Genomic DNA, 19,722 nt, shown 5'->3' with positions numbered 1-19,722 from the left:
GGCACTGCTGGTGCTGTTGTTTGGAGTATGCACCGGCCTGCTGGGAGGGCTATAGGCGCATGGCCAAAAAGTACGGCGGAAAATACAGCCCCCAGGGTGATACGACACCTTCGGATCAGCCCAAGCGCGGACAATTTGACAGCGCGCGGGTCGAACCTGCGGGCGCACGGGCGAATGTTCTTTTCATTCCGGCAATTCCACTGGTGTTCCTGTCTCTGAACGACGGCGCCATTGGCATGACGATGGGTCTTGTAGCTGCCGGTCTGCTGACAGCAGCTGCGTTTCTGCTGCGCGAAGGCCTGCGCGCCGAAGGGGCCTACAACGCCCGTCGCACAGCCCGCCGCCCCGCCTTTCCACGCAAGATTTTCGCCAGCATTCTGACCGGGTTGGGTGTGGCGCTTGCCTCGTACCGGACCGAGTATCTGGATGCCGAGGCGGTGTCGCAGGTCAGTCTGCTGGCGCCTGTTCTGTTTGGCGCAGCGGCGGCAGTTCTGCACTCGGTCTCGTTTGGCCTTGATCCGATGAAAGACAAGGGCATGGAAGGTATAGACACCTTTCAACAGGATCGCGTCGCACGTGTGGTGGAAGACGCCGAAGCCCACCTGTCCGAGATGACCGACGCAATCAAACGTGCCAGGGACCGTACTGTCGAAGCCCGGGTTGAACGCTTTCAGGACACCGCCCGCGATCTTTTCCGCACAGTCGAGGAAGACCCGCGCGATCTGGCCGGTGCCCGCAAATACCTGACGGTTTATCTGCAAGGTGCCCGCGATGCGACGATCAAGTTTGCAGATGTCTACGCGCGCACCCGCGATGCGCAAGCCTTGTCAGATTATTCATCGTTGCTGGATGATCTGGAACAGAATTTCGCCGCGCGCACCCGCAAGATGCTATTGGATGACCGAAGTGATCTGACGGTTGAAATTGAAGTGCTGCGCGAAAGGCTGCAGCGCGAAGGCGTCCGGTTGGACTGACCGGCCATTATTTGAGCGAGGAATATCCCCATGTCCGATGAGATCAAGAAAAAGGCCGTTGAAGCTGAAACGATTGTTCAGGAAGTGACTGCCGTGGCCCTGCCCGAACCCAAGGCCGATATTGTCCCGCTGGAAGAGGCCGATGAACCTGTCGGCGCGGAAATTCGCAAACGGATGGAAGAGATCGACATGGGCAATACCAATTCGATCGTGTCCTTTGGTTCGTCGGCACAGGCCGAGTTGCAGGAGATCAGCCAAGCCATGCTTGCGGACGTACGCAACAAGGATGTTGGCCCCGCTGGCGACAGCCTGCGCGATATCGTGACCACGATCCGCGGGTTCTCGGTCAATGAGCTGGACGTACGCCGCGAACGTAGCTGGTGGGAGAAATTGCTGGGTAAGGCCGCGCCCTTTGCCAAATTCACAGCGCAGTTCGAAGATGTGCAAGGCCAGATCGACAAGATCACCGACGATCTTCTGGGGCATGAACACACCCTGCTCAAGGACATCAAGTCGCTGGATTTGCTATACGAAAAGACGCTGGGCTTTTATGACGAACTGGCGCTTTACATCGCGGCGGGCGAGGAAAAGCTGACCGAACTGGACAGCCACGACATCCCGGAAAAAGAGGCCGAGGTTCAGGCCGCCGCTGAGGGCGAACAGGTAATGGAAGCGCAGGAGCTGCGCGATCTGCGCGCCGCGCGCGATGATCTGGAACGCCGCGTTCACGACCTGAAGCTGACCCGGCAGGTGACAATGCAGTCGCTGCCGTCGATCCGTCTGGTTCAGGAAAATGACAAGTCGCTGGTGACCAAGATCAACTCGACCTTGGTCAACACAGTCCCGCTGTGGGAGACGCAGCTTGCGCAGGCCGTCACGATCCAGCGCAGCGCCGAGGCTGCCTCGGCCGTGCGCGAAGCCAACGACCTGACCAACGAATTGCTGACCTCGAACGCGGCCAATCTGCGCCAGTCCAACAAGATGATCCGCGAGGAAATGGAACGCGGTGTCTTTGACATTGAGGCCGTCAAAAAGGCCAATGCAGACCTGATCGGCACGATCAACGAAAGCCTTGCCATCGCCGATGAGGGCAAAGCCAAACGCGCTGCCGCCGAAGAAGAGCTGAAAAAGATGGAGGCTGAACTGCGTGACACTCTGGCGGCGGCCAAGGCCCGAAAGGATGGCATCGGCGACAATGCCGGAACCGCTGTATCGGGCTGAGGCGGGTCGGGGCGTGCGTCCGTTGAAATGTCTCAAGGTCCTGCTGGGACTTGTTTCGCTGTTGGCTCTGGCCAATTGCGACGAATCGCTGACGACCTCACTTGTTCCCGAGGCTCGCCCGGCCGAACCGGCGCCGCAGCCCAATGCCTATGTTCCCCCGTCTGCGGCCAGTCAGGATCTGGCGCGTTTCTATCAGCGGGTCGAGCGCGATCTGCTGACACGCGGATTGCTTCGTGTGGACGGTGGCGGCCCGGATACTCCCTATGATGCCGACGATCTGACTCGCAATTTCGAAGCCATCGCGTTTTACAGTGAATACCCTGATCACGCCGTGGCGATTGGTTCAGGACAGACCGATGGGCAGCTCAGTCGCTGGTCGGGGCCGGTGCGCATCCAGACCGAGTTCGGGCCGTCGGTTCTGCCCGAAACACGCAAGCGGGATTCGGAACTTGTCCAAGGCTACACCGAACGTCTGGCGAAACTGACGGGGCACCCTGTGTCGGTCGTCAGTCGCAAGGCCAATTTTCACGTCTTCTTTGCCGGCAAGGACGACAGCGCATACGTCGTCGCCCGCGTGAAACAGCTGATACCGAATATCAGTCAGGCCTCGCTGGATCTGATCGCCAATCCCCGCGCGAGCTTCGACTGTTTCGTGCTGGCCTCGGCCACAAGAACATCACCGTACAAATACGTACGTGCTGTCACGCTTATCCGGTCCGAATTGCCTGATCTGGTGCGGCGCAGTTGCATTCACGAGGAAATCGCCCAAGGCCTGGGTCTGTCCAACGACAGCCCCACAGCGCGACCGTCGATTTTCAACGACGATGACGAATTTGCGCTTCTGACCAGCCATGACGAGAAATTGCTGACTATTCTATACGATCCGCGTCTGCAGCCTGGCGTGTCTGTTGAAGATGCTAGGCCCGTGGTGCGTATCATTTCACGTGAGTTGATGGGTCAGTCGCTCTGACCTCAAGGACAGGAGAACCCAGATGGGAATTTTCGATTTTCTGACCGGCGAATTCATTGACGTCATTCATTGGGTGGATGACACCCGGGATACGATGGTCTGGCGGTTCGAGCGCGAAGGACACGAGATCAAGTATGGCGCCAAGCTGACGGTGCGCGAAGGTCAGGCAGCGGTTTTTGTCCACGAGGGGCAACTGGCGGATGTGTTCACGCCGGGCCTTTACATGCTTGAGACCAACAACATGCCGATCCTGACGACGCTACAGCATTGGGACCATGGCTTTCAGTCTCCGTTCAAATCCGAGATCTATTTTGTCAACACGACCCGGTTCAATGACCTGAAATGGGGCACCAAGAACCCGATCATGTTACGCGATCCCGAATTTGGCCCGACCCGGATCAGGGCCTATGGAACCTACACGATCCGCGTGAAGGACCCCGCTAAATTCCTGGTCGAAATCGTCGGCACTGATGGCGAATTCACCATGGACGAGATCAGTTTTCAGATCCGCAACATCATCGTGCAGGAATTCAGCCGGGTGATCGCCGGGTCGGGCATTCCGGTTCTAGACATGGCGGCCAATACCGCCGATCTGGGCAAGCTGATCGCAGCAGAGGTGTCGCCGGTGCTGGATGGCTACGGGCTGGAAATGCCCGAGTTCTATATCGAAAACATCTCGCTGCCTCCGGCGGTCGAGGCTGCGCTGGACAAGCGGACATCGATGGGGCTGGCGGGAGATCTCGGCAAGTTCACCCATTATTCTGCGGCAGAGGCAATGACCGCCGCGGCCAGCAACCCCGGTCAGGGTGGCGGTATGGGCGCAGGTCTTGGTATGGGAATCGGCATGGCGATGGCGCAGCAGATGTCGAACATGGCAGCGGGTCAGCCGAGCGGCCCCTGGGGCGCGTCCGCCCCCGCTGCTCCGCAACCGACGGCGCGTGTGGCACCGCCGCCCCCGCCGCCCGTGGAACATGTCTGGCACATCGCGGTGGACGGACAGGTCAGTGGACCGTTTTCCAAAGCCAAAATGGGCCGCATGGCCACGGATGGCGAAATCACCCGCGACACGCATGTCTGGACGGCCGGACAGGACGGCTGGAAAAAGGCCGGTGATGTGCAGGAACTGGCGCAACTTTTCACCATTCTCCCGCCGCCGCCGCCGGGTGCGTAACCCGATGGGCAGGTGTGTTGCGCCAGTCTTCATCGCCGTCGCTTTGCTGAGCGGATGTGCGGGACCGGGCCGCGAACCGGCCACGCCCTCTCTTCCTCCGCTCATGGTGGACGCCGCGCGGCAGAGTTTTTTCAAGGCTCATCCGGGGGCTGCCGCCGATTTGTTCGATGCCAAAGGCGACGGTTTCCGGATATTCCAGAATGGCCGGGCTGAATACCGGTCATTTGGGGCGCTATCCGATCTTCGCACGTCGACCTATGTGTCGGAGATGTCAGGCAACCGGATATGTCTGGCTGCGGCTGATCATTGGTCAGGCGCGTGCCTTGACCTTTTCGGCAATCCTGAAGGCACAATTGTGGTGCAGGTCGAGTTCGGCAATGGCACCAGACGCAGCTACCAAACGCAGGTCGTTCCGGCATCTGATTTCTAAGACCATTTGGAAAGCAACTGAACACGCGCCTGTAAGAGACAGTAAACCCTGGTGAAATGGCAATGACCGATCCTGAGCAACTCACTGTTACACAAACAGACGAACACCGCTTTCCATGCAATCAGTGTGGCGCTGATTACCGGTTCAACCCCGGCGACGGCACGTTGACCTGCGATCACTGTGGGCACTCGGTGTCGATTGGTGCGGGTCCGTGGGGCGGCGCAAGCCTGCGTGAGCTGGATTTTGACGCGGCAATTGCAGATCGCCTGCCAGACAGCGAGATTGAGGAAACCCGAGTTCTGTCCTGCCCGAACTGTGCCGCACAGGTCGAATTCGACCCCGCCACGCACGCGGCGGAATGCCCGTTCTGCGCCACGCCAGTAGTCACGGATTCGGGCGTGAACCGTCACATCAAACCCAAAGGGGTATTGCCGTTTGCGCTGGATGAACGTTCGGCCCACAAGGCCATGGGTGATTGGCTCGGCCGGCTGTGGTTCGCCCCGAATGGCCTGAAAAAATACGCCCGCAAGGGGCGGAAGATGCAGGGTATCTACGTGCCCTACTGGACGTTCGATGCCGATACCAAATCCCGATATCGCGGTGAGCGGGGTGTGATCTATTATGAAACCATAACGGTCATGCGCGATGGGAAGCGGGTTCAGCAACAGGTCGCAAAGGTGCGCTGGTCTCCCAAATCGGGCCGCGTGGCGCGGTTTTTCGATGATGTTCTTGTGCTCGCCTCTCGCTCATTGCCGAAACGTTACACCGACGCACTGGAGCCCTGGGACCTGCCGGCGCTGGAGCCTTATCAGCCCGAGTACCTGGCAGGCTTTCGGGCCGAAGCCTACACTGTCGAGTTGAAGGACGGGTATGCCGAGGCACGGGCGCATATGGCACGCGTCATAGAACGGGATGTACGCTTTGACATCGGGGGCGACCGTCAGCGCGTGCATGCGGTTGAAACCGATGTGCGGGATGTTACCTTCAAACATATCCTGCTGCCGGTCTGGATGGCGGCCTACAAATACCGCGGTCAGACCTATCGATTCGTAGTGAACGGGCGAACCGGCCGGGTTCAGGGGGAACGGCCCTGGTCGGCCATCAAGATCACGATCGCGGTGGTGCTTGGACTTCTGGTCGCGGCCGGGGTTGGCTACCTGGCGGCGACGGGCCAGCAATAGACTTACAATCCGTCGTCCGGACCCTTGATCTTCGCCCAACCCGCAGCCATCCTGCGCGGCGTTGGGGCGAAGGAGATATCGGGTGACGCTATCGGCATTGAACGGCTTGCTGGAGGATCGACACTCCTGCCGCGCCTTTTTGTCAGATCCGGTACCGCGGGGTGATATCCGGAAAATCCTGACCAGCGCGTCCCGTGTGCCAAGTTGGTGTAATGCACAGCCCTGGCAGGTCGTTATCACCAGCGGCGCGGAAACCGAGCGCTTCCGGCAGGCCATGATGCATGAAGCCGCGACCGGCACCCCTGCCCCGGATCTGCCCTTTCCCAGCTTATATTCAGGTACCTATCAGGAACGCCGCCGTGCCTGTGGATGGGCATTGTACGAATCGGTCGGTATCGAGCGCGGCGACCGCGCGGCGTCGGCGCGGCAAATGAGCGAGAATTTTGCCCTTTTCGGTGCGCCCCATTGCGCCATTATTTCCAGCCCGGCCGAGCTAGGCCCTTACGGTGCGATGGATTGTGGTGGATTTGTCACGGCGTTTACGCTGGCGGCGCAGGCTCTGGGCGTGGCCACTATTCCGCAGGCGGCGCTGGCCGCTTACAGCCCGTTTCTGCACCGGTTTTTTCAGATCCCGGATGATCGCCTGATCCTGTGTGCGATATCTTTCGGGTACCCGGACAGGGACCACCCTGCAAACGGTTTCCGAACAAACCGCGCAGGCGTGGATGAAATCGTGGACTGGCGGGGCTGACGCCGGTGTTCCTGAAAAGAATGGACTAGGAGAGAAGACATGCGGGCCCTTCTGCAACGCGTGACGCGCGCATCCGTATCGGTCGGCGGAACAGTGATCGGTCAGTCCGGCACCGGTCTGCTGATCCTTGTCTGTGCTATGCGGGGTGACGACGAACAGCAGGCGGACAAGCTGGCGCAGAAGATTGCCAAAATGCGTATCTTTCAGGACGACGCCGGAAAGATGAACCGGTCGCTGCTGGATATCGGCGGATCGGCCCTCGTGGTCAGTCAGTTCACACTGGCCGCCGATACGTCGCGCGGCACCCGACCAGGATTTTCTGAGGCTGCGCCTCCGGAACAGGGCAAACAGCTTTATGAAACGTTTGCAGACAAACTGGCGGCTCAGGGTGTTGCCGTCGAAACAGGAGAATTCGGCGCGACTATGGCCGTCGAACTGGTCAACGATGGACCGGTCACAATCTGGGTGGAAAACTGATGTCCCAAGCGGAAAAAGCACAGCGGATCTGGCAGGCCGGCGTTTCGGCGGTCGATGGGTACACGTCTGTTAGGCAGGCGTTGAGCGATATCCCGGTGCCCGATCGCATCCTTGCCGTGGGCAAACCGGCAGCGGCCATGGCGCGGGCGGCGCTGGAACATTTTGGTGCATTGCCGACACTTGTCGTAACCAAGGACGATCACGGCCGCGACCTGCCTCCGCATGTAGAGGTGATCGAGGCCTCGCACCCTGTTCCCGACCACCGCAGTCTTGCGGGCGGCAAAGCCCTGCGTGAAGCCGTCGAGAACATGGCGGACGGATCACATCTTCTGTTGCTGGTATCCGGCGGCGCCTCGTCGCTGGCCGAGGATCTGGTGCCGGGCAAAATTCTGTCCGATCTGGAACAGTTGAACAAAAGACTGTTGTCCGAGGGGCTGGATATTACCGCCATGAACGCCGAACGGCGCAAGCTGTCGCGGATCAAGGGCGGCGGTCTGTTGACTGGTTTTTCGGGCGCGCGCGTGACCGTTCTGGCCATATCCGATGTGCCCGGTGATGACCTCAACGTCATCGGTTCGGGCATCGGCGCACTGCCCGATGATCACGCCTACAAGGCCACGGCCCGGATCGTAGCGTCGAATGCACATGCACGGGGCGCAGCAGCGGAATTGGCGGCGGACACCGGATACACGGTGCTGGCCAACGAGGAGTGTCTGCACGACGATTATCTGGAAATTGCCCGGACGCTGGGGCCGCGGTTGCGGTCCATGTCGACGGGCGCCATGATTTTTGGTGGTGAACCAACGGTTGTACTACCGCAAAACCCTGGCCGCGGGGGGCGGAATCAGGCGCTCGCGCTGGCCCTGGCACGGGAAATCGCCGGAACCGAGGGGCTGACACTTATGGTCGGCGGGACCGACGGAACCGATGGACCCACACTGGCTGCGGGTGCGATCATCGACGGATCAACCTGGGGCGAGGGCGCAGAGCAGGCATTGCAACGGGCCGACAGCGGGAGCTTTCTGGACAAAGCAGGCGCATTGCTGGTCACCGGCCCAACCGGAACGAACGTTATGGACTTGCTTGTCGTGGTGCGCGCGTGAACGGGAATGATCTTGTCCCGAAGTCGCACGATGTTGGTCTTTTCGGACAGAGATCGGTCCGCAAAACCAGAAAAAACTGACGTATTTTGCGCCCGCACATCGACAGTTATCAAACCTTTCGTGAAGAAAGTTTCACTGATGAGAGACGACTGGATCGCGATATAGTATTGAAGGACAAGTAATCTGGTCGCGTTCCCTCTGGATGAGCGGCCTTCGAGACACAACATTTTTAGGCTGGGACGGCATTTCTTGAAATTTTAGTTCTTGTCGCCTGCTCTAAAATGCGCGAACTTTGACTCGTGCGTCAATAAAAAGCCCAGAAAGGGCCTGCAACTCTACCAACCGGGAGATTCTTGAATGAACGAACAACTCACTCACATGACCAAACAGGTTACAGCCGGCAAGCTGACCCGTCGCGAATTCATGGGGAAAGCAGCGGCATTGGGTGTAACTGCGGCAATGGCCAGCACCATGTTTGCAGATGCCGCGCGTGCGGCAGGCCCGAAAAAGGGCGGTGATCTGAAGTTCGGCCTGCAGGGCGGCGAATCCACGAACTCGCTTGACCCGGCAACCTATGCAAGTTCGGTTCCGTTCCAGAACGGCAAGCAATTCGGAGACCAGCTGGTCGAAGTCGCGCCTGACGGCACGATCGAACCGCGTCTGGCCGAAAGCGTTGAAGGCAGCGCAGATGCCAAGGTCTGGACTTTCAAGCTGCGTCAGGGTGTCGAATTCCACAACGGCAAGACAATGACCAGCGAAGACGTGCTGAAGACCATGCAGCGTCATTCGAACGAAGATTCGAAGTCGGGTGCTCTGGGCATCATGAAGGGCATCGAGTCGATGAAGGCCGATGGCGACAACTTCCAGGTCACGTTGAGTGAGCCGAATGCGGACCTGCCCTATCTGATGGCCGACTACCATCTGATCATTCAGCCGGATGGCGGCATGGACAACCCTGGGGCGGGTATCGGTACCGGCCCTTACAAGCTGGAAGTGGACGAGCCGGGTGTCCGTCACCTGTTCACCAAAAATGAAAACCACTGGAACAGCGATTTCGGCAACTTTGACAGCGTCGAAGTCGTTGTCATCAACGATGCAACCGCACGGACGGCTGCGCTGCAATCCGGCCAGGTCCATGCGGTCAACCGTGTTGAACCCAAAGTTGCCGACCTGCTGGGCCGCGCACCGAACCTGACTGTGCACTCGACTGCTGGTCGCGGACATTATGTCTTCATCATGCATTGCGACACTGCGCCGTTTGACAACAACGAACTGCGCACCGCGCTGAAATACGCCATCAACCGCGAGGAACTGGTGGACAAAGTGCTGCGCGGCTATGGCTCGATCGGAAATGACATGCCGATCAACGCAGCCTACCCGCTGTTTGACGAGACCATCGAACAGCGCGAATTCAGTGTTGAAAAAGCTGCTGAGCACTACAAGAAGTCCGGCCATGACGGCTCGCCTATCGTTCTGCGTGTTGCCGACGGTGCCTTCCCGGGTGCTGTGGACGCCGCTGCGCTGTTCCAGCAAACCGCTTCGCAGGCGGGTATTCCGCTGGAAATCAAGCGTGAACCCAACGATGGATACTGGTCCGAGGTTTGGAACGTTCAGCCGTTCTGTGCGTCATACTGGGGTGGCCGTCCGGTTCAGGATCAGATGTACTCGACCGCATATCTGTCCAGCGCCGACTGGAACGACACGCGGTTCAAGGTTCAGGCGTTCGACGATCTGCTGTTCGCCGCGCGCGCGGAACTGGACGCCGAGAAGCGCAAGGGCATCTATAGCCAGATGGGTCAAATGGTCCGCAACGAAGGCGGCCTGATCTGTCCGATGTTCAACGACTTTGTCGAAGGCGTGAGCAACCAGCTGGACGGCTGGGAATCTGACCCGACTCAGGAGATGATGAACGGCAACATGTCCCGCAAAATGTGGTTCGTCTGATACGGGCTACGGATAATGCACCCCATCATCAAACTGGTTTCCCAGCGCCTTGCGCTGGGAATCCTTTTGCTGTTCGGCGCTTCGGCCCTGATATTCGGCCTTACCGAAGCCCTTCCCGGAGACGCCGCGCAAGCCGTCCTGGGGCAGTCCGCAACGCCTGAAGCCCTGGCCAACCTTCGTGAGGAGATGGGCCTGAACCGCCCTGCCCTGACACGCTATTTCGAATGGCTGGGAGGTATCGTTCAGGGTGATCTTGGCCAGTCACTCACCAACAAGCTCGATATTGCCGAGAGCATTGGAAAACGTCTCGGGAACACTCTGTTTCTGGCGTGTGTTGCCGCAATCGTGTCCGTCCCGCTTGCGATCTTTCTGGGGCTGCTTGCCGTCCGGTACCGTAACCGCTGGCCAGATAAACTGATTTCCGCGGTGACCCTGACGACAGTCTCTATCCCGGAGTTCCTGATCGGCTACGTTGTCATCTACTATATTTCGGTCAAGCTGGGATGGTTTTCATCACTGGCGATGATTAATGATTCCATGTCCTTCGGGCAAAAGCTGAACGCAATTGCGCTGCCGGCCTTCGTTCTGACGCTAGTGGTATTGGCGCAAATGATGCGCATGACGCGTGCGGCCATTCTGAACCTGATGCAGTCGGCCTATATCGAAACCGCAGAACTGAAGGGGTTGAGTACGTTTCAAGTCATTGCCCGACACGCTTTTCCCAACGCGATTTCGCCGATTGTTAACGTGGTTATGCTGAACCTCGCCTATCTGGTTGTGGGTGTCGTCGTCGTCGAGGTTGTGTTCGTCTATCCCGGCATGGGGCAGTATCTTGTGGACGCCGTGACCAAGCGTGACGTGCCCGTTGTTCTGGCCTGCGGCGTGGTGTTCGCGGCGGTCTATATCGGCCTGAACATGGTTGCGGATATCGTGTCGATCCTTGCCAACCCAAGACTGAGGCATCCGAAATGATAAAGAATATTCCTCTTTCGGCATTGATCGGCCTTATGTTCACCGGCGCGTATTTCTTTGTGGCCATCGCTGCTCCATTGATTGCGCCTTACGGAATGGCTGAGGTCGTCGGCGACGTTTGGGAGCCCGCCAGCGCCGAGCATCTGCTGGGCACCGACAATATCGGACGCGACCTGCTGACCCGGATGATCTATGGCGGTCGGACAACGATCTTCATCGCCGCCGCTGCGACACTGCTCAGCTTCATTACCGGCACGTCTCTGGGCCTGTTGGCTGCGGTTCTGGGCGGATGGGCCGATCAGGCGCTCAGCCGGACGGTTGATCTGGTCATGTCTATCCCCACGCTGATCCTGGCGCTGGTCATTCTGGCAATCGTTCCGGTAACCGTCCCGATCCTGATCCTTGTGATGGGCCTGCTGGACGCAACGCGACCCTATCGCCTGTCACGCTCTGTCGCCGTGGACATCAACGTCATGGACTATGTCGAAGCCGCTAAACTGCGCGGTGAAGGCCGGGGCTGGATCATCTTTCGGGAAATCCTCCCGAACGCTTTGTCGCCTTTGGTGGCCGAGTTCGGATTGCGTTTCATCTTTATGGTTCTGTTCATCTCGACCCTGTCGTTCCTGGGTCTTGGCGTCCAGCCGCCGCTGGCGGACTGGGGCGGCATCGTGAAAGAGAACAAGGATGGCATCGTCTATGGCATTGGCGCAGCCCTGTACCCCGCTGTGGCCATCGCAACGCTGGCAATCTCGGTCAACCTTGTGGCTGACTGGATTCTGAACCGTACAACATCGCTGAAAGGAGGCCGGGGATGAGTGATACCCTTCTCAAGGTCCGCGACCTCAAAATCGGCGCGACCGTCTACCCGCCGGGCGAAAAGCCCCATGACATCGAAATCGTGCACGGGGTCAGCTTTGACCTCGCGCCCGGCAAGGTGCTGGGCCTGATCGGTGAATCCGGCGCCGGTAAATCCACCATCGGACTGGCGTCGATGGCCTATGGCCGGGGCGGTGTGAAAATCACCGGTGGCGAGGTCTGGGTAAACGGACGAGACATTCTGAAAGCGTCGCATGGCGACATACGCAAGTTGCGGGGGGGCGAGGTCACATACGTGTCTCAGTCCGCCGCTGCCTCGTTCAACCCGGCCAAAAAGATCATGGATCAGGTGGTCGAGGCCGCAGTCGAACAGAAAAAGTTCTCGCGGAAAGTGGCCGAAGGCCGCGCACGGGAGCTGTTTGCCAAGCTGGGTCTGCCTGACCCAGACAATATCGGCGAACGCTACCCGCACCAGGTCTCGGGCGGTCAGTTGCAGCGTTGCATGACAGCCCTGGCTTTGTGTCCCGAGCCTGATCTGGTGGTCTTCGACGAACCCACCACGGCGCTGGACGTTACCACACAGATCGACGTTCTGATGGCCATCAAGGAAGCCATTGCCGATACCGGCGTTGCCGCGCTCTACATTACGCACGACCTTGCTGTTGTTGCGCAGGTGAGCGACGACATCATGGTTTTGCGAATGGGCAACACTGTCGAATACGGCAATACCGATCAGATCATCAACAACCCGCAAGAGGAATACACCAAGGCGCTGGTCTCGGTCCGCTCCATCGAACACGAAGAAAAGAAGCCCACACCCGAAGCGGTGCTGAGCGTCGACGGCATCACCGCGCGCTACAAGGGTCTGAATTTCGACGTGCTGCACAACGTCAACGTCGAGCTTCATCCGGGGCAGACCTTGGCGGTGGTGGGAGAATCCGGCTCGGGTAAGTCGACGCTTGCACGGGTGATCACCGGCCTGCTGCCGCCGCGCGACGGAGAGATCACCTTTGCCGGTCGCAAGCTGTCGCCCGACTTAAAGGGGCGTTCCCGCGAGGACCTGCGCGAGTTGCAGATGATCTATCAGATGGCCGACGTGGCGATGAACCCCCGTCAAACGGTTGGTACGATCATCGGCCGCCCGCTGGAGTTCTACTTCAACATGCGCGGCGCGGAAAAGCGCAAGCGGATCATCGAATTGCTGGATGAGATCGAACTGGGCGAAAAGTTCATCGACCGCTACCCGGCGGAACTGTCCGGTGGTCAGAAACAGCGTGTGTGTATCGCGCGCTCGCTGGCGGCCAAGCCCAAGATGATCATCTGTGACGAGGTGACCTCGGCACTCGACCCGCTGGTGGCAGACGGGATCCTTAAGCTGCTGCTGGATCTGCAGAAGATCGAGGACGTGGCCTATCTGTTCATCACCCACGATCTGGCGACAGTGCGCGCGATCTCGGATTCGATTGCCGTAATGTACCAGGGCCGCGTGGTCCGGTACGGTCCGAAATCCGAGGTTCTGAGCCCGCCGTTCGACGACTATACCGACCTGCTGCTCAGCTCGGTCCCCGAGATGCATCTGGGCTGGCTGGAAGAGGTCGTCGCCCACCGCAAGATGGAAAGTGCCGGGAACTGATCCCTGCCCTTTCCGTGACTTTTCGGTGAAAACCTAAATCCCGGCACCTTGTTCAATGACAGGTGTCGGGATTTTGCCATTGGGGGCGCGAACGGGCAGAACCCTGACCGCGAATCTCCTAGGGTCGCCTGAAATAATCAATCAAAAGGCCAATAACATGGACCGCAAACTACTCCTCATCATTCTGGACGGTGTTCCGTGGCGAAATTTCCGGCGACTGTTCGGCAACCTTGAAGGCTGGGTCGAAAACGGCGAGGCACGGGTTTGGAAACTGCGCGCGGTTCTGCCATCCACATCGGCCAGTTGCTATGCGTCGATCCATACCGGAGTGACACCGCAGGAGCACGGCTGCACGGGCAACGGAAATGTGTTCCGGGTAAGCCACAAGGACGTCTTCAGCCAGGTCCGTGAGGCTGGTGGCGTGACCGGCGCCGTGACCCACAGCTATTGGTCGCAATTCTTCAATCGGCACCCGTTCGATTACGTCCGCGACATCGAATATGATGAGCCTGAGAGCAAGACGATCAACCACGGCCGGTTCCACACCATGACCGGCTACGGCAAAGCCAATCAGATGACGCCGTCTGACGTAGACCTATATGCCACTCTGACCAGCCTCTGCCTGCGTCACGGGCTGGATTACGGGCTGCTTCACGCCTGTACACTGGACAGCATGGGACACCGCTTCTACCACGATTGCGAAGAGATGGATCACGCCTGTTTCGTCGCGGACGAAATGCTGGCCCCGTTCATCCCACGTTGGCGGCAACTGGGCTACGAGGTCATCGTGACTGCCGATCACGGTCAGGATGAACGCGGCCACCACGGTGGACGCAGCCCGCTGCAACAGGAAACGGCGTTGTATTACTTTGGGGACGCAAAGGGGCCTGAAGCCGATCAGGTGATCGACCAGCTACAGCTTGCCCCGACAATCCTTTCCCGTCTGGGCGCCCCCATCGCCGACACGATGAAGGCTAAGGCGTTTCTGAAATAAGGCAGGGGATCAGTCGTAGGACCAGATGCCCTGCCCCAGCGCCTCGATGGCGACGGAAATTCGCTCAAAGCTGGCTGCTGCGCGTGTGACAGATGTTCGGGCGCGCAGATAGCCGTGAACCAGACCAGGTTCGTTGATCCAACAAGCCTGCCCGCCAGCGGCTATGATCCTTTCACAATATTCTGACCCGTCATCCCGCAAGGGGTCGCAATCAGCGGTTACGACAACGGTTGGTGGGAGCCCGGAAAAGTCAGAATCGTGCAAAGGCGCAAAAGTCGGATCATGATCCGGCACGGAACCGCCGCAGCGGACTTTTTCATAGAACGTCACTTCTTCCTGCGTCAAAAGCGGGGCATGCGCATGTTCGACATAGGACCCCTTTGAGATGTCCCCACCAAGAGCCGGATAAATCAGGACCTGCCCCAGAACGTCGTCCAGTCGCCCGCGCGCATAGTGTGCAACCGCTGCCGCCAGATTACCCCCGGCGCTGTCGCCAGCCAGTACCATGGGATCGCCGAACTCCTGCGCGGCCCAGGTGACCGCAGTCCAGCTGTCCTGAAACTGCGCCGGGTGCACATGTTCGGGGCAAAGCCGATAGTCGACCGCAACAACGTGGTATCCGGTTTGCGCGCAGATTTCGGCACAGACGTCATCGTGGCTTTCAAGTCCACCCACGACAAATCCGCCGCCGTGAAAATAAACCACGGTGCGGGTGGGATCTCCAGCTGTATAGACCCGGACAGGTACACCGTTGGCGGACCTGTCCTGCGTGTTTACGCCCGGCGGCCGGGGTTGGCGAAAGTCCTGACACATCGCGTCATAGACGCGGCGCTGATCGTCAATCGACAACTCAACGGCATCTTCGGGATAGCTTTCAGCCGTTCGTCTTATGAACGCCCAGGTTTCTTCATCGATCAGACGTTCATAATCCATTGTCCCTCCGCGGTCAGGCAGCCCATTCCCATGGCCGGGTGAACGATCCCAGCACTTTGGAAACATCGTCCTCGGATGAGCCGTTCGCGTCAAGCTGTGCGACGAGCCCGCGCTTTTTGTCGTCGATCACGGAAACCACGCGCGCGTCGACGCCCGCCTTCTCAAGCACACCGTTGTAGATTCGGGTGATCGCCTGTTTTCGCAGTTCGGGCTTAAAGACTTTACCCACCGCCGTTTTTGGCAATTCGTCCAGAATTGTCATATGCTTGGGCTGCGCTGCACGCTCGTGAACGTGAACCTTGCAGTATTCCAACAGTTCTTCTTCGGTCACGCTGGCCCCGTCGACCAGTTCCACGAAAGCGCACGGCACCTCGCCCGAATGCGCGTCCGGCTGTCCGATTGCGCCGGCAAAGGCGACCGCCTCGTGCCCCAGCAGTGCTTCTTCGATCTCGGCCGGATCGATGTTGTGGCCACCGCGAATAATCAGGTCCTTGGCACGACCGGTGATCCACAGATACCCGCCCTCGTCAAACCGCCCCAGGTCACCCGTCCGAAGATACTTGTCGAAATGATAGAGGTTAACGTTCTTGTCCACTTCGGTATAGGTATTGCCCGCGTAGACACCGGGGTTCGAAACACAGATTTCCCCAATCTCGTCTACGTTGCATTCCGTCGGGCCATCCGGCCCGTCGCGCAGAATTTTGACGTCGGTGTATGGGAACGGAATACCGATCGAGCCGATCTTCTTCTCGCCATCCACCGGATTGCACGAAACAAGGCAGGTTGCTTCGGTCAGGCCATAACCTTCGACAATTGTAACGCCGGTCGCTTCCTCGAACCGGCGGAACAGCTCCACCGGCAAAGGGGCCGAACCCGAAAAGGCGGTTTTCACGCTTGAGATATCAGCATCCACGGGGCGCTGCATCTTGGCGGAAATCGCGGTGGGTACGGTGATGATAAAGGTAACTTTCCAGCGTTCGATCAGTTTCCAGAAATTGTCGAACACCCCGTCGCCCCGATACCCTGCAGGCGTCGGGAAAATCACATGAGCGCCAGAGGACACCGCCGCCATCATGATCACATGCACAGCAAAGACATGGAACATGGGCAACGGGCACATGATGACGTCGTTTTCATCGAACAACAGCGTGTTGCCCAGCCAGCCATTGTAAATCAGACCGGAATATTTGTGCTGCGCGACCTTTGGCATACCGGTTGTCCCTCCGGTATGGAAGAAACAGGCGACGCGGTCTTCCTTGCTGTCTTCAAAGGTCAGCGTTGTCGGCTGTTTGGCCAACTCCTGTCCGAAATCCTTGTAGTCCGCATGGGCAAGGTGCTCCTTGTCGCCCATTTTGGGACGCAGGAACGGCACCAGCCACGATTTCGGAGGCGTGAGATAGCGGTTCAGATCAATTTCGAGAATGGTGTTGACGCTTGGCGCGTGCCGTACGGCTTCTTCCACTTTCTGCGCGACATCCGCCTTGGGGAATGACTTCAACGTGACGACAACCTTGGCACCTGTCTCCCGCAGGATGGCCGCGATCTGCTCCGGCTCCAGCAGCGGGTTGATCGGATTCACGATACCCGCGACCGCCCCACCCATTAGAGTGACCAGCGTTTCGTTACAGTTGGGCAGCACATAGGCCACCACGTCCTTTTCCCCGATGCCAAGCGAACGGAACAGATTGGCCGCCTGATTGACCTTGCCCAGCAGTTCTGACCAGGTCAGGGTCTCCGCCTTGTCCTTCGGGCCAGACAACAACTGAAAGCTGATTGCCTTGTGGTTGGGAAAACGCCCGGCCGTACGCGACAGCAACTGATGGAAGGTAACCGGAACGTCGCGGTCCTCCCACGGCATCTCCTGCTCCATTCTCGCCTTGTCTTCCAATCCCACAAAGGCCATGTGGCTCCTCCCTTATCTCTCCCACGTCACGCGCGGGTTTGCTTTGCATGCAAGGATGCGGCCAAAACCGAGCGTTATCAAGCAACGGCTTATCGAGAGATACAGAAGATTTGTAGAATTACGCCACGGCGAAATCGGAATTGCCCATACGTCAGGCTATTCCGCAGCGACACCATCCGTGAATTGCAGGCGCGCCAAACGTGCATAGAGGCCATCCTGCGCTACCAGATCCTCATGCGTGCCCTGCGCCACGATCCGGCCGCTTTCGAGCACAACGATGCGATCGGCCTTTTTAACTGTGGCCAGACGGTGCGCAACGATCAGCGTGGTCCGCCCTGCGCGCATCTGATCCACCGCGCCCTGCACCGCCCGTTCGCTTTCGGCATCCAGTGCCGAGGTCGCCTCGTCCAGCAGCAGAACCGGCGCGTCCCGCAGGATTGCGCGAGCGATCGCGATACGCTGTTTCTGTCCGCCAGACAGCATGACGCCTCGCTCGCCGACAAAGCTGTCATAGCCTTCCGGCAGCGCCAAGATGAAGTCATGTGCGGCGGCGGCACGTGCAGCGGCCTCAACCTCGGCATCGGTTGCGTCAAGACGGCCAAAACGGATGTTTTCCCGCGCAGAGGCCGCAAAGATCACCGGATCCTGAGGCACCAACGCCATGTGCTGGCGGAAATCGGCACGGCTCAGATCGAGCAGGTTCACCCCGTCGAGGCTGACATAACCTCCGTCAGGGTCATAGAACCGCTGGATCATCTGGATCACGGTTGTCTTGCCTGCCCCGGACGGACCAACGAAAGCAACCGTTTCGCCCGGTTTGACCTGCAACGTCAGGTGGTCCAGCGCCACGATGTCCGGACGCGCCGGATAGCGGAAAGTCACGTCTTCGAATCGGATTTCGCCCCGTACAGGCTGTGGCAGTGTATGGCCCTGCGCCGGATCGATCACGGTGTCTTCGGCGTTCAGCAGTTCAACCAGCCGTTCGGTTGCCCCTGCGGCGCGCTGAAGCTCGCTCCAGATTTCCGACAGCGCGGCGACCGAGCCTGCCATGATGATCGAATAGATCACGAACTGGATCAGAACGCCTTCGGTCATGACCCCGTTCCGCACATCATTTGCACCCATCCACAACACGCCGACGATGCCGGAAAACACTAGGAAAATAACGATTACAGTCAACACCGCACGGGTCTGAATTCGGCGCAGCGAAACCACGTACGAAGTCTCGGTCATGTCACCGAACTGCTTGCGGCTGGCGTCTTCGTGGGTAAAGGCCTGCACGGTCTGAACGGCGCCCAGCGCCTCACCCGCGTTGCCTGACGAAGCGGCGATCCAGTCCTGGTTCTCGCGGCTGATCACGCGCAGGCGGCGGCCCAGAACGAGGATCGGAACGACCACGATCGGGATCAGCAGCAAAACCATGCCGGTCAGCTTGGCCGAGGTCAGCAGCATCAGCACCAGACCACCGAAAAACAGCAGCATGTTGCGCAGCGCAATCGAGACCGACGACCCCAACACAGATTGAATCAAGGTTGTGTCTGTGGTGATGCGGCTCAGAACTTCGCCGGTCATGATGCGTTCATAAAATTCCGGGCTCATGCCGATCACACGGTCAAACACCGCCTTGCGGATATCGGCAACCACACGCTCACCCAGCCGCGTCACCAGAGCATAACGAACCCCGGTTCCGACCGCCAACACCGCCGCGATGCCTAGTGCGGCCAGAAAATACCAATCGAGCAGCTCACCGTCTTCTATGCGGAAATTGTCCACCACCCGACGCACCGCCAGCGGCAGTGTCAGCGTCATGCTCGCGGTCAGCACCAACGCCAGAGTGGCCCCGATCATCAGCAACCGATACGGCTTCATGAACGGCCAGAGAGATGTCAGTACCCCAACCTTTCTCGATCCCTTACGCTCTTCGCTGGCACCGGGGGCCGGTGTTGTTGCTGGACTGGCGGTCGTGCTTCTTGCCATGTCTGGCCCTTGTGTCTTGATCGGTTTTGAGTGACCGCTTTCTTGGCGGCAGTGACCGGCAGGGTCAAGCCGCATGGCAAAATCAGCGGTCCACAAGGGCCATTTGACGCAGAGTTTTCGGGGCTGATCTGGAGCGGGCGGCGGGAATCGAACCCGCTTCATCAGCTTGGAAGGCTGAGGTAATAGCCAGTATACGACGCCCGCTCAGCAGGTGGCGGTTTAAGCGATGCATCTGACCGCGTCAAGCGCAGTTCGCCGGGTGGAAATCAAAA

The 19,722-nt window shown here is 59.1% G+C and carries 17 protein-coding genes and 1 tRNA gene; 14 read left to right on the top strand and 4 right to left on the bottom strand.

Annotated features, from left to right (window positions below):
- Positions 1 to 59 precede the first annotated feature (59 nt).
- The 14 genes from ACR0CG_RS13885 to ACR0CG_RS13820 all read left to right on the top strand — a co-directional run bounded on the left by ACR0CG_RS13885 (position 60) and on the right by ACR0CG_RS13820 (position 14,637).
- Positions 60 to 974, top strand: coding sequence for a 5-bromo-4-chloroindolyl phosphate hydrolysis family protein (locus tag ACR0CG_RS13885; protein WP_480525627.1), 915 nt, complete (start codon positions 60 to 62; stop codon positions 972 to 974).
- 30 nt (positions 975 to 1,004) lie between these two features.
- Positions 1,005 to 2,195 carry a toxic anion resistance protein gene (locus tag ACR0CG_RS13880; RefSeq protein ID WP_480525625.1) on the top strand — a complete coding sequence of 397 codons (1,191 nt, stop codon included), beginning with the start codon at positions 1,005 to 1,007 and terminating at the stop codon, positions 2,193 to 2,195.
- Positions 2,170 to 3,165 (top strand): DUF2927 domain-containing protein, encoded by a 996-nt coding sequence (locus ACR0CG_RS13875; protein WP_480525623.1) that lies wholly within the window; start codon positions 2,170 to 2,172, stop codon positions 3,163 to 3,165. Before ACR0CG_RS13880 ends, ACR0CG_RS13875 begins: the two co-directional genes overlap by 26 nt.
- Before the next feature lie 22 nt (positions 3,166 to 3,187).
- Complete coding sequence (locus ACR0CG_RS13870) at positions 3,188 to 4,336, top strand: SPFH domain-containing protein (protein ID WP_480525622.1); 1,149 nt, start codon at positions 3,188 to 3,190, stop codon at positions 4,334 to 4,336.
- 4 nt (positions 4,337 to 4,340) lie between these two features.
- The gene (locus ACR0CG_RS13865; protein ID WP_480525620.1) at positions 4,341 to 4,766 is read left to right on the top strand and encodes a hypothetical protein; all 426 of its coding nucleotides are present in this window, start codon (positions 4,341 to 4,343) and stop codon (positions 4,764 to 4,766) included.
- A 56-nt stretch (positions 4,767 to 4,822) separates the two neighbouring features.
- Positions 4,823 to 5,947, top strand: a complete 1,125-nt coding sequence (locus ACR0CG_RS13860; protein WP_480525618.1) for a TFIIB-type zinc finger domain-containing protein — start codon at positions 4,823 to 4,825, stop codon at positions 5,945 to 5,947.
- A gap of 82 nt (positions 5,948 to 6,029) precedes the next feature.
- Positions 6,030 to 6,698, top strand: a complete 669-nt coding sequence (locus tag ACR0CG_RS13855) for a nitroreductase (RefSeq protein ID WP_480525616.1) — start codon at positions 6,030 to 6,032, stop codon at positions 6,696 to 6,698.
- 39 nt (positions 6,699 to 6,737) lie between these two features.
- A complete protein-coding gene (gene dtd / locus ACR0CG_RS13850) occupies positions 6,738 to 7,175 on the top strand; it encodes a D-aminoacyl-tRNA deacylase (RefSeq protein WP_170682042.1) in 438 nt (145 codons plus the stop codon).
- Positions 7,175 to 8,278, top strand: a complete 1,104-nt coding sequence (locus tag ACR0CG_RS13845) for a glycerate kinase type-2 family protein (protein ID WP_480525614.1) — start codon at positions 7,175 to 7,177, stop codon at positions 8,276 to 8,278. Before dtd ends, ACR0CG_RS13845 begins: the two co-directional genes overlap by 1 nt.
- A 357-nt stretch (positions 8,279 to 8,635) precedes the next feature.
- A complete protein-coding gene (locus ACR0CG_RS13840) occupies positions 8,636 to 10,222 on the top strand; it encodes an ABC transporter substrate-binding protein (RefSeq protein WP_170609826.1) in 1,587 nt (528 codons plus the stop codon).
- 15 nt (positions 10,223 to 10,237) lie between these two features.
- Positions 10,238 to 11,194 (top strand): ABC transporter permease, encoded by a 957-nt coding sequence (locus ACR0CG_RS13835; RefSeq protein WP_170609824.1) that lies wholly within the window; start codon positions 10,238 to 10,240, stop codon positions 11,192 to 11,194.
- Complete coding sequence (locus tag ACR0CG_RS13830; protein ID WP_170610901.1) at positions 11,194 to 12,009, top strand: ABC transporter permease; 816 nt, start codon at positions 11,194 to 11,196, stop codon at positions 12,007 to 12,009. The genes ACR0CG_RS13835 and ACR0CG_RS13830 overlap by 1 nt, the downstream gene beginning before the upstream one ends.
- Positions 12,006 to 13,643, top strand: a complete 1,638-nt coding sequence (locus tag ACR0CG_RS13825; RefSeq protein ID WP_170682045.1) for an ABC transporter ATP-binding protein — start codon at positions 12,006 to 12,008, stop codon at positions 13,641 to 13,643. Before ACR0CG_RS13830 ends, ACR0CG_RS13825 begins: the two co-directional genes overlap by 4 nt.
- 157 nt (positions 13,644 to 13,800) lie before the next feature.
- Positions 13,801 to 14,637, top strand: a complete 837-nt coding sequence (locus tag ACR0CG_RS13820; protein WP_480525611.1) for an alkaline phosphatase family protein — start codon at positions 13,801 to 13,803, stop codon at positions 14,635 to 14,637.
- Positions 14,638 to 14,646: 9 nt separating this feature from the next.
- On the opposite strand, the gene ACR0CG_RS13815 is transcribed toward ACR0CG_RS13820, so the two are convergent.
- The 4 genes from ACR0CG_RS13815 to ACR0CG_RS13800 all read right to left on the bottom strand — a co-directional run bounded on the left by ACR0CG_RS13815 (position 14,647) and on the right by ACR0CG_RS13800 (position 19,654).
- Positions 14,647 to 15,570: an alpha/beta hydrolase gene (locus tag ACR0CG_RS13815; protein ID WP_480525609.1), complete on the bottom strand. Its 924-nt coding sequence runs from the start codon at positions 15,568 to 15,570 to the stop codon at positions 14,647 to 14,649.
- 13 nt (positions 15,571 to 15,583) lie between these two features.
- Complete coding sequence (locus ACR0CG_RS13810; RefSeq protein ID WP_480525607.1) at positions 15,584 to 17,473, bottom strand: acyl-CoA synthetase; 1,890 nt, start codon at positions 17,471 to 17,473, stop codon at positions 15,584 to 15,586.
- Positions 17,474 to 17,629: 156 nt separating this feature from the next.
- The gene (locus ACR0CG_RS13805; RefSeq protein WP_480525605.1) at positions 17,630 to 19,450 is read right to left on the bottom strand and encodes an ABC transporter transmembrane domain-containing protein; all 1,821 of its coding nucleotides are present in this window, start codon (positions 19,448 to 19,450) and stop codon (positions 17,630 to 17,632) included.
- A 129-nt stretch (positions 19,451 to 19,579) separates the two neighbouring features.
- Positions 19,580 to 19,654: transfer RNA gene (locus ACR0CG_RS13800), tRNA-Gly, on the bottom strand.
- Between the last annotated feature and the right edge of the window lie 68 nt (positions 19,655 to 19,722).

The sequence above is a fragment of the Ruegeria sp. AB8 genome (assembly GCF_056542605.1).
Note: the sequence above shows the minus strand (reverse complement) of the source record. Positions and strands in the feature narration are given on the sequence as shown.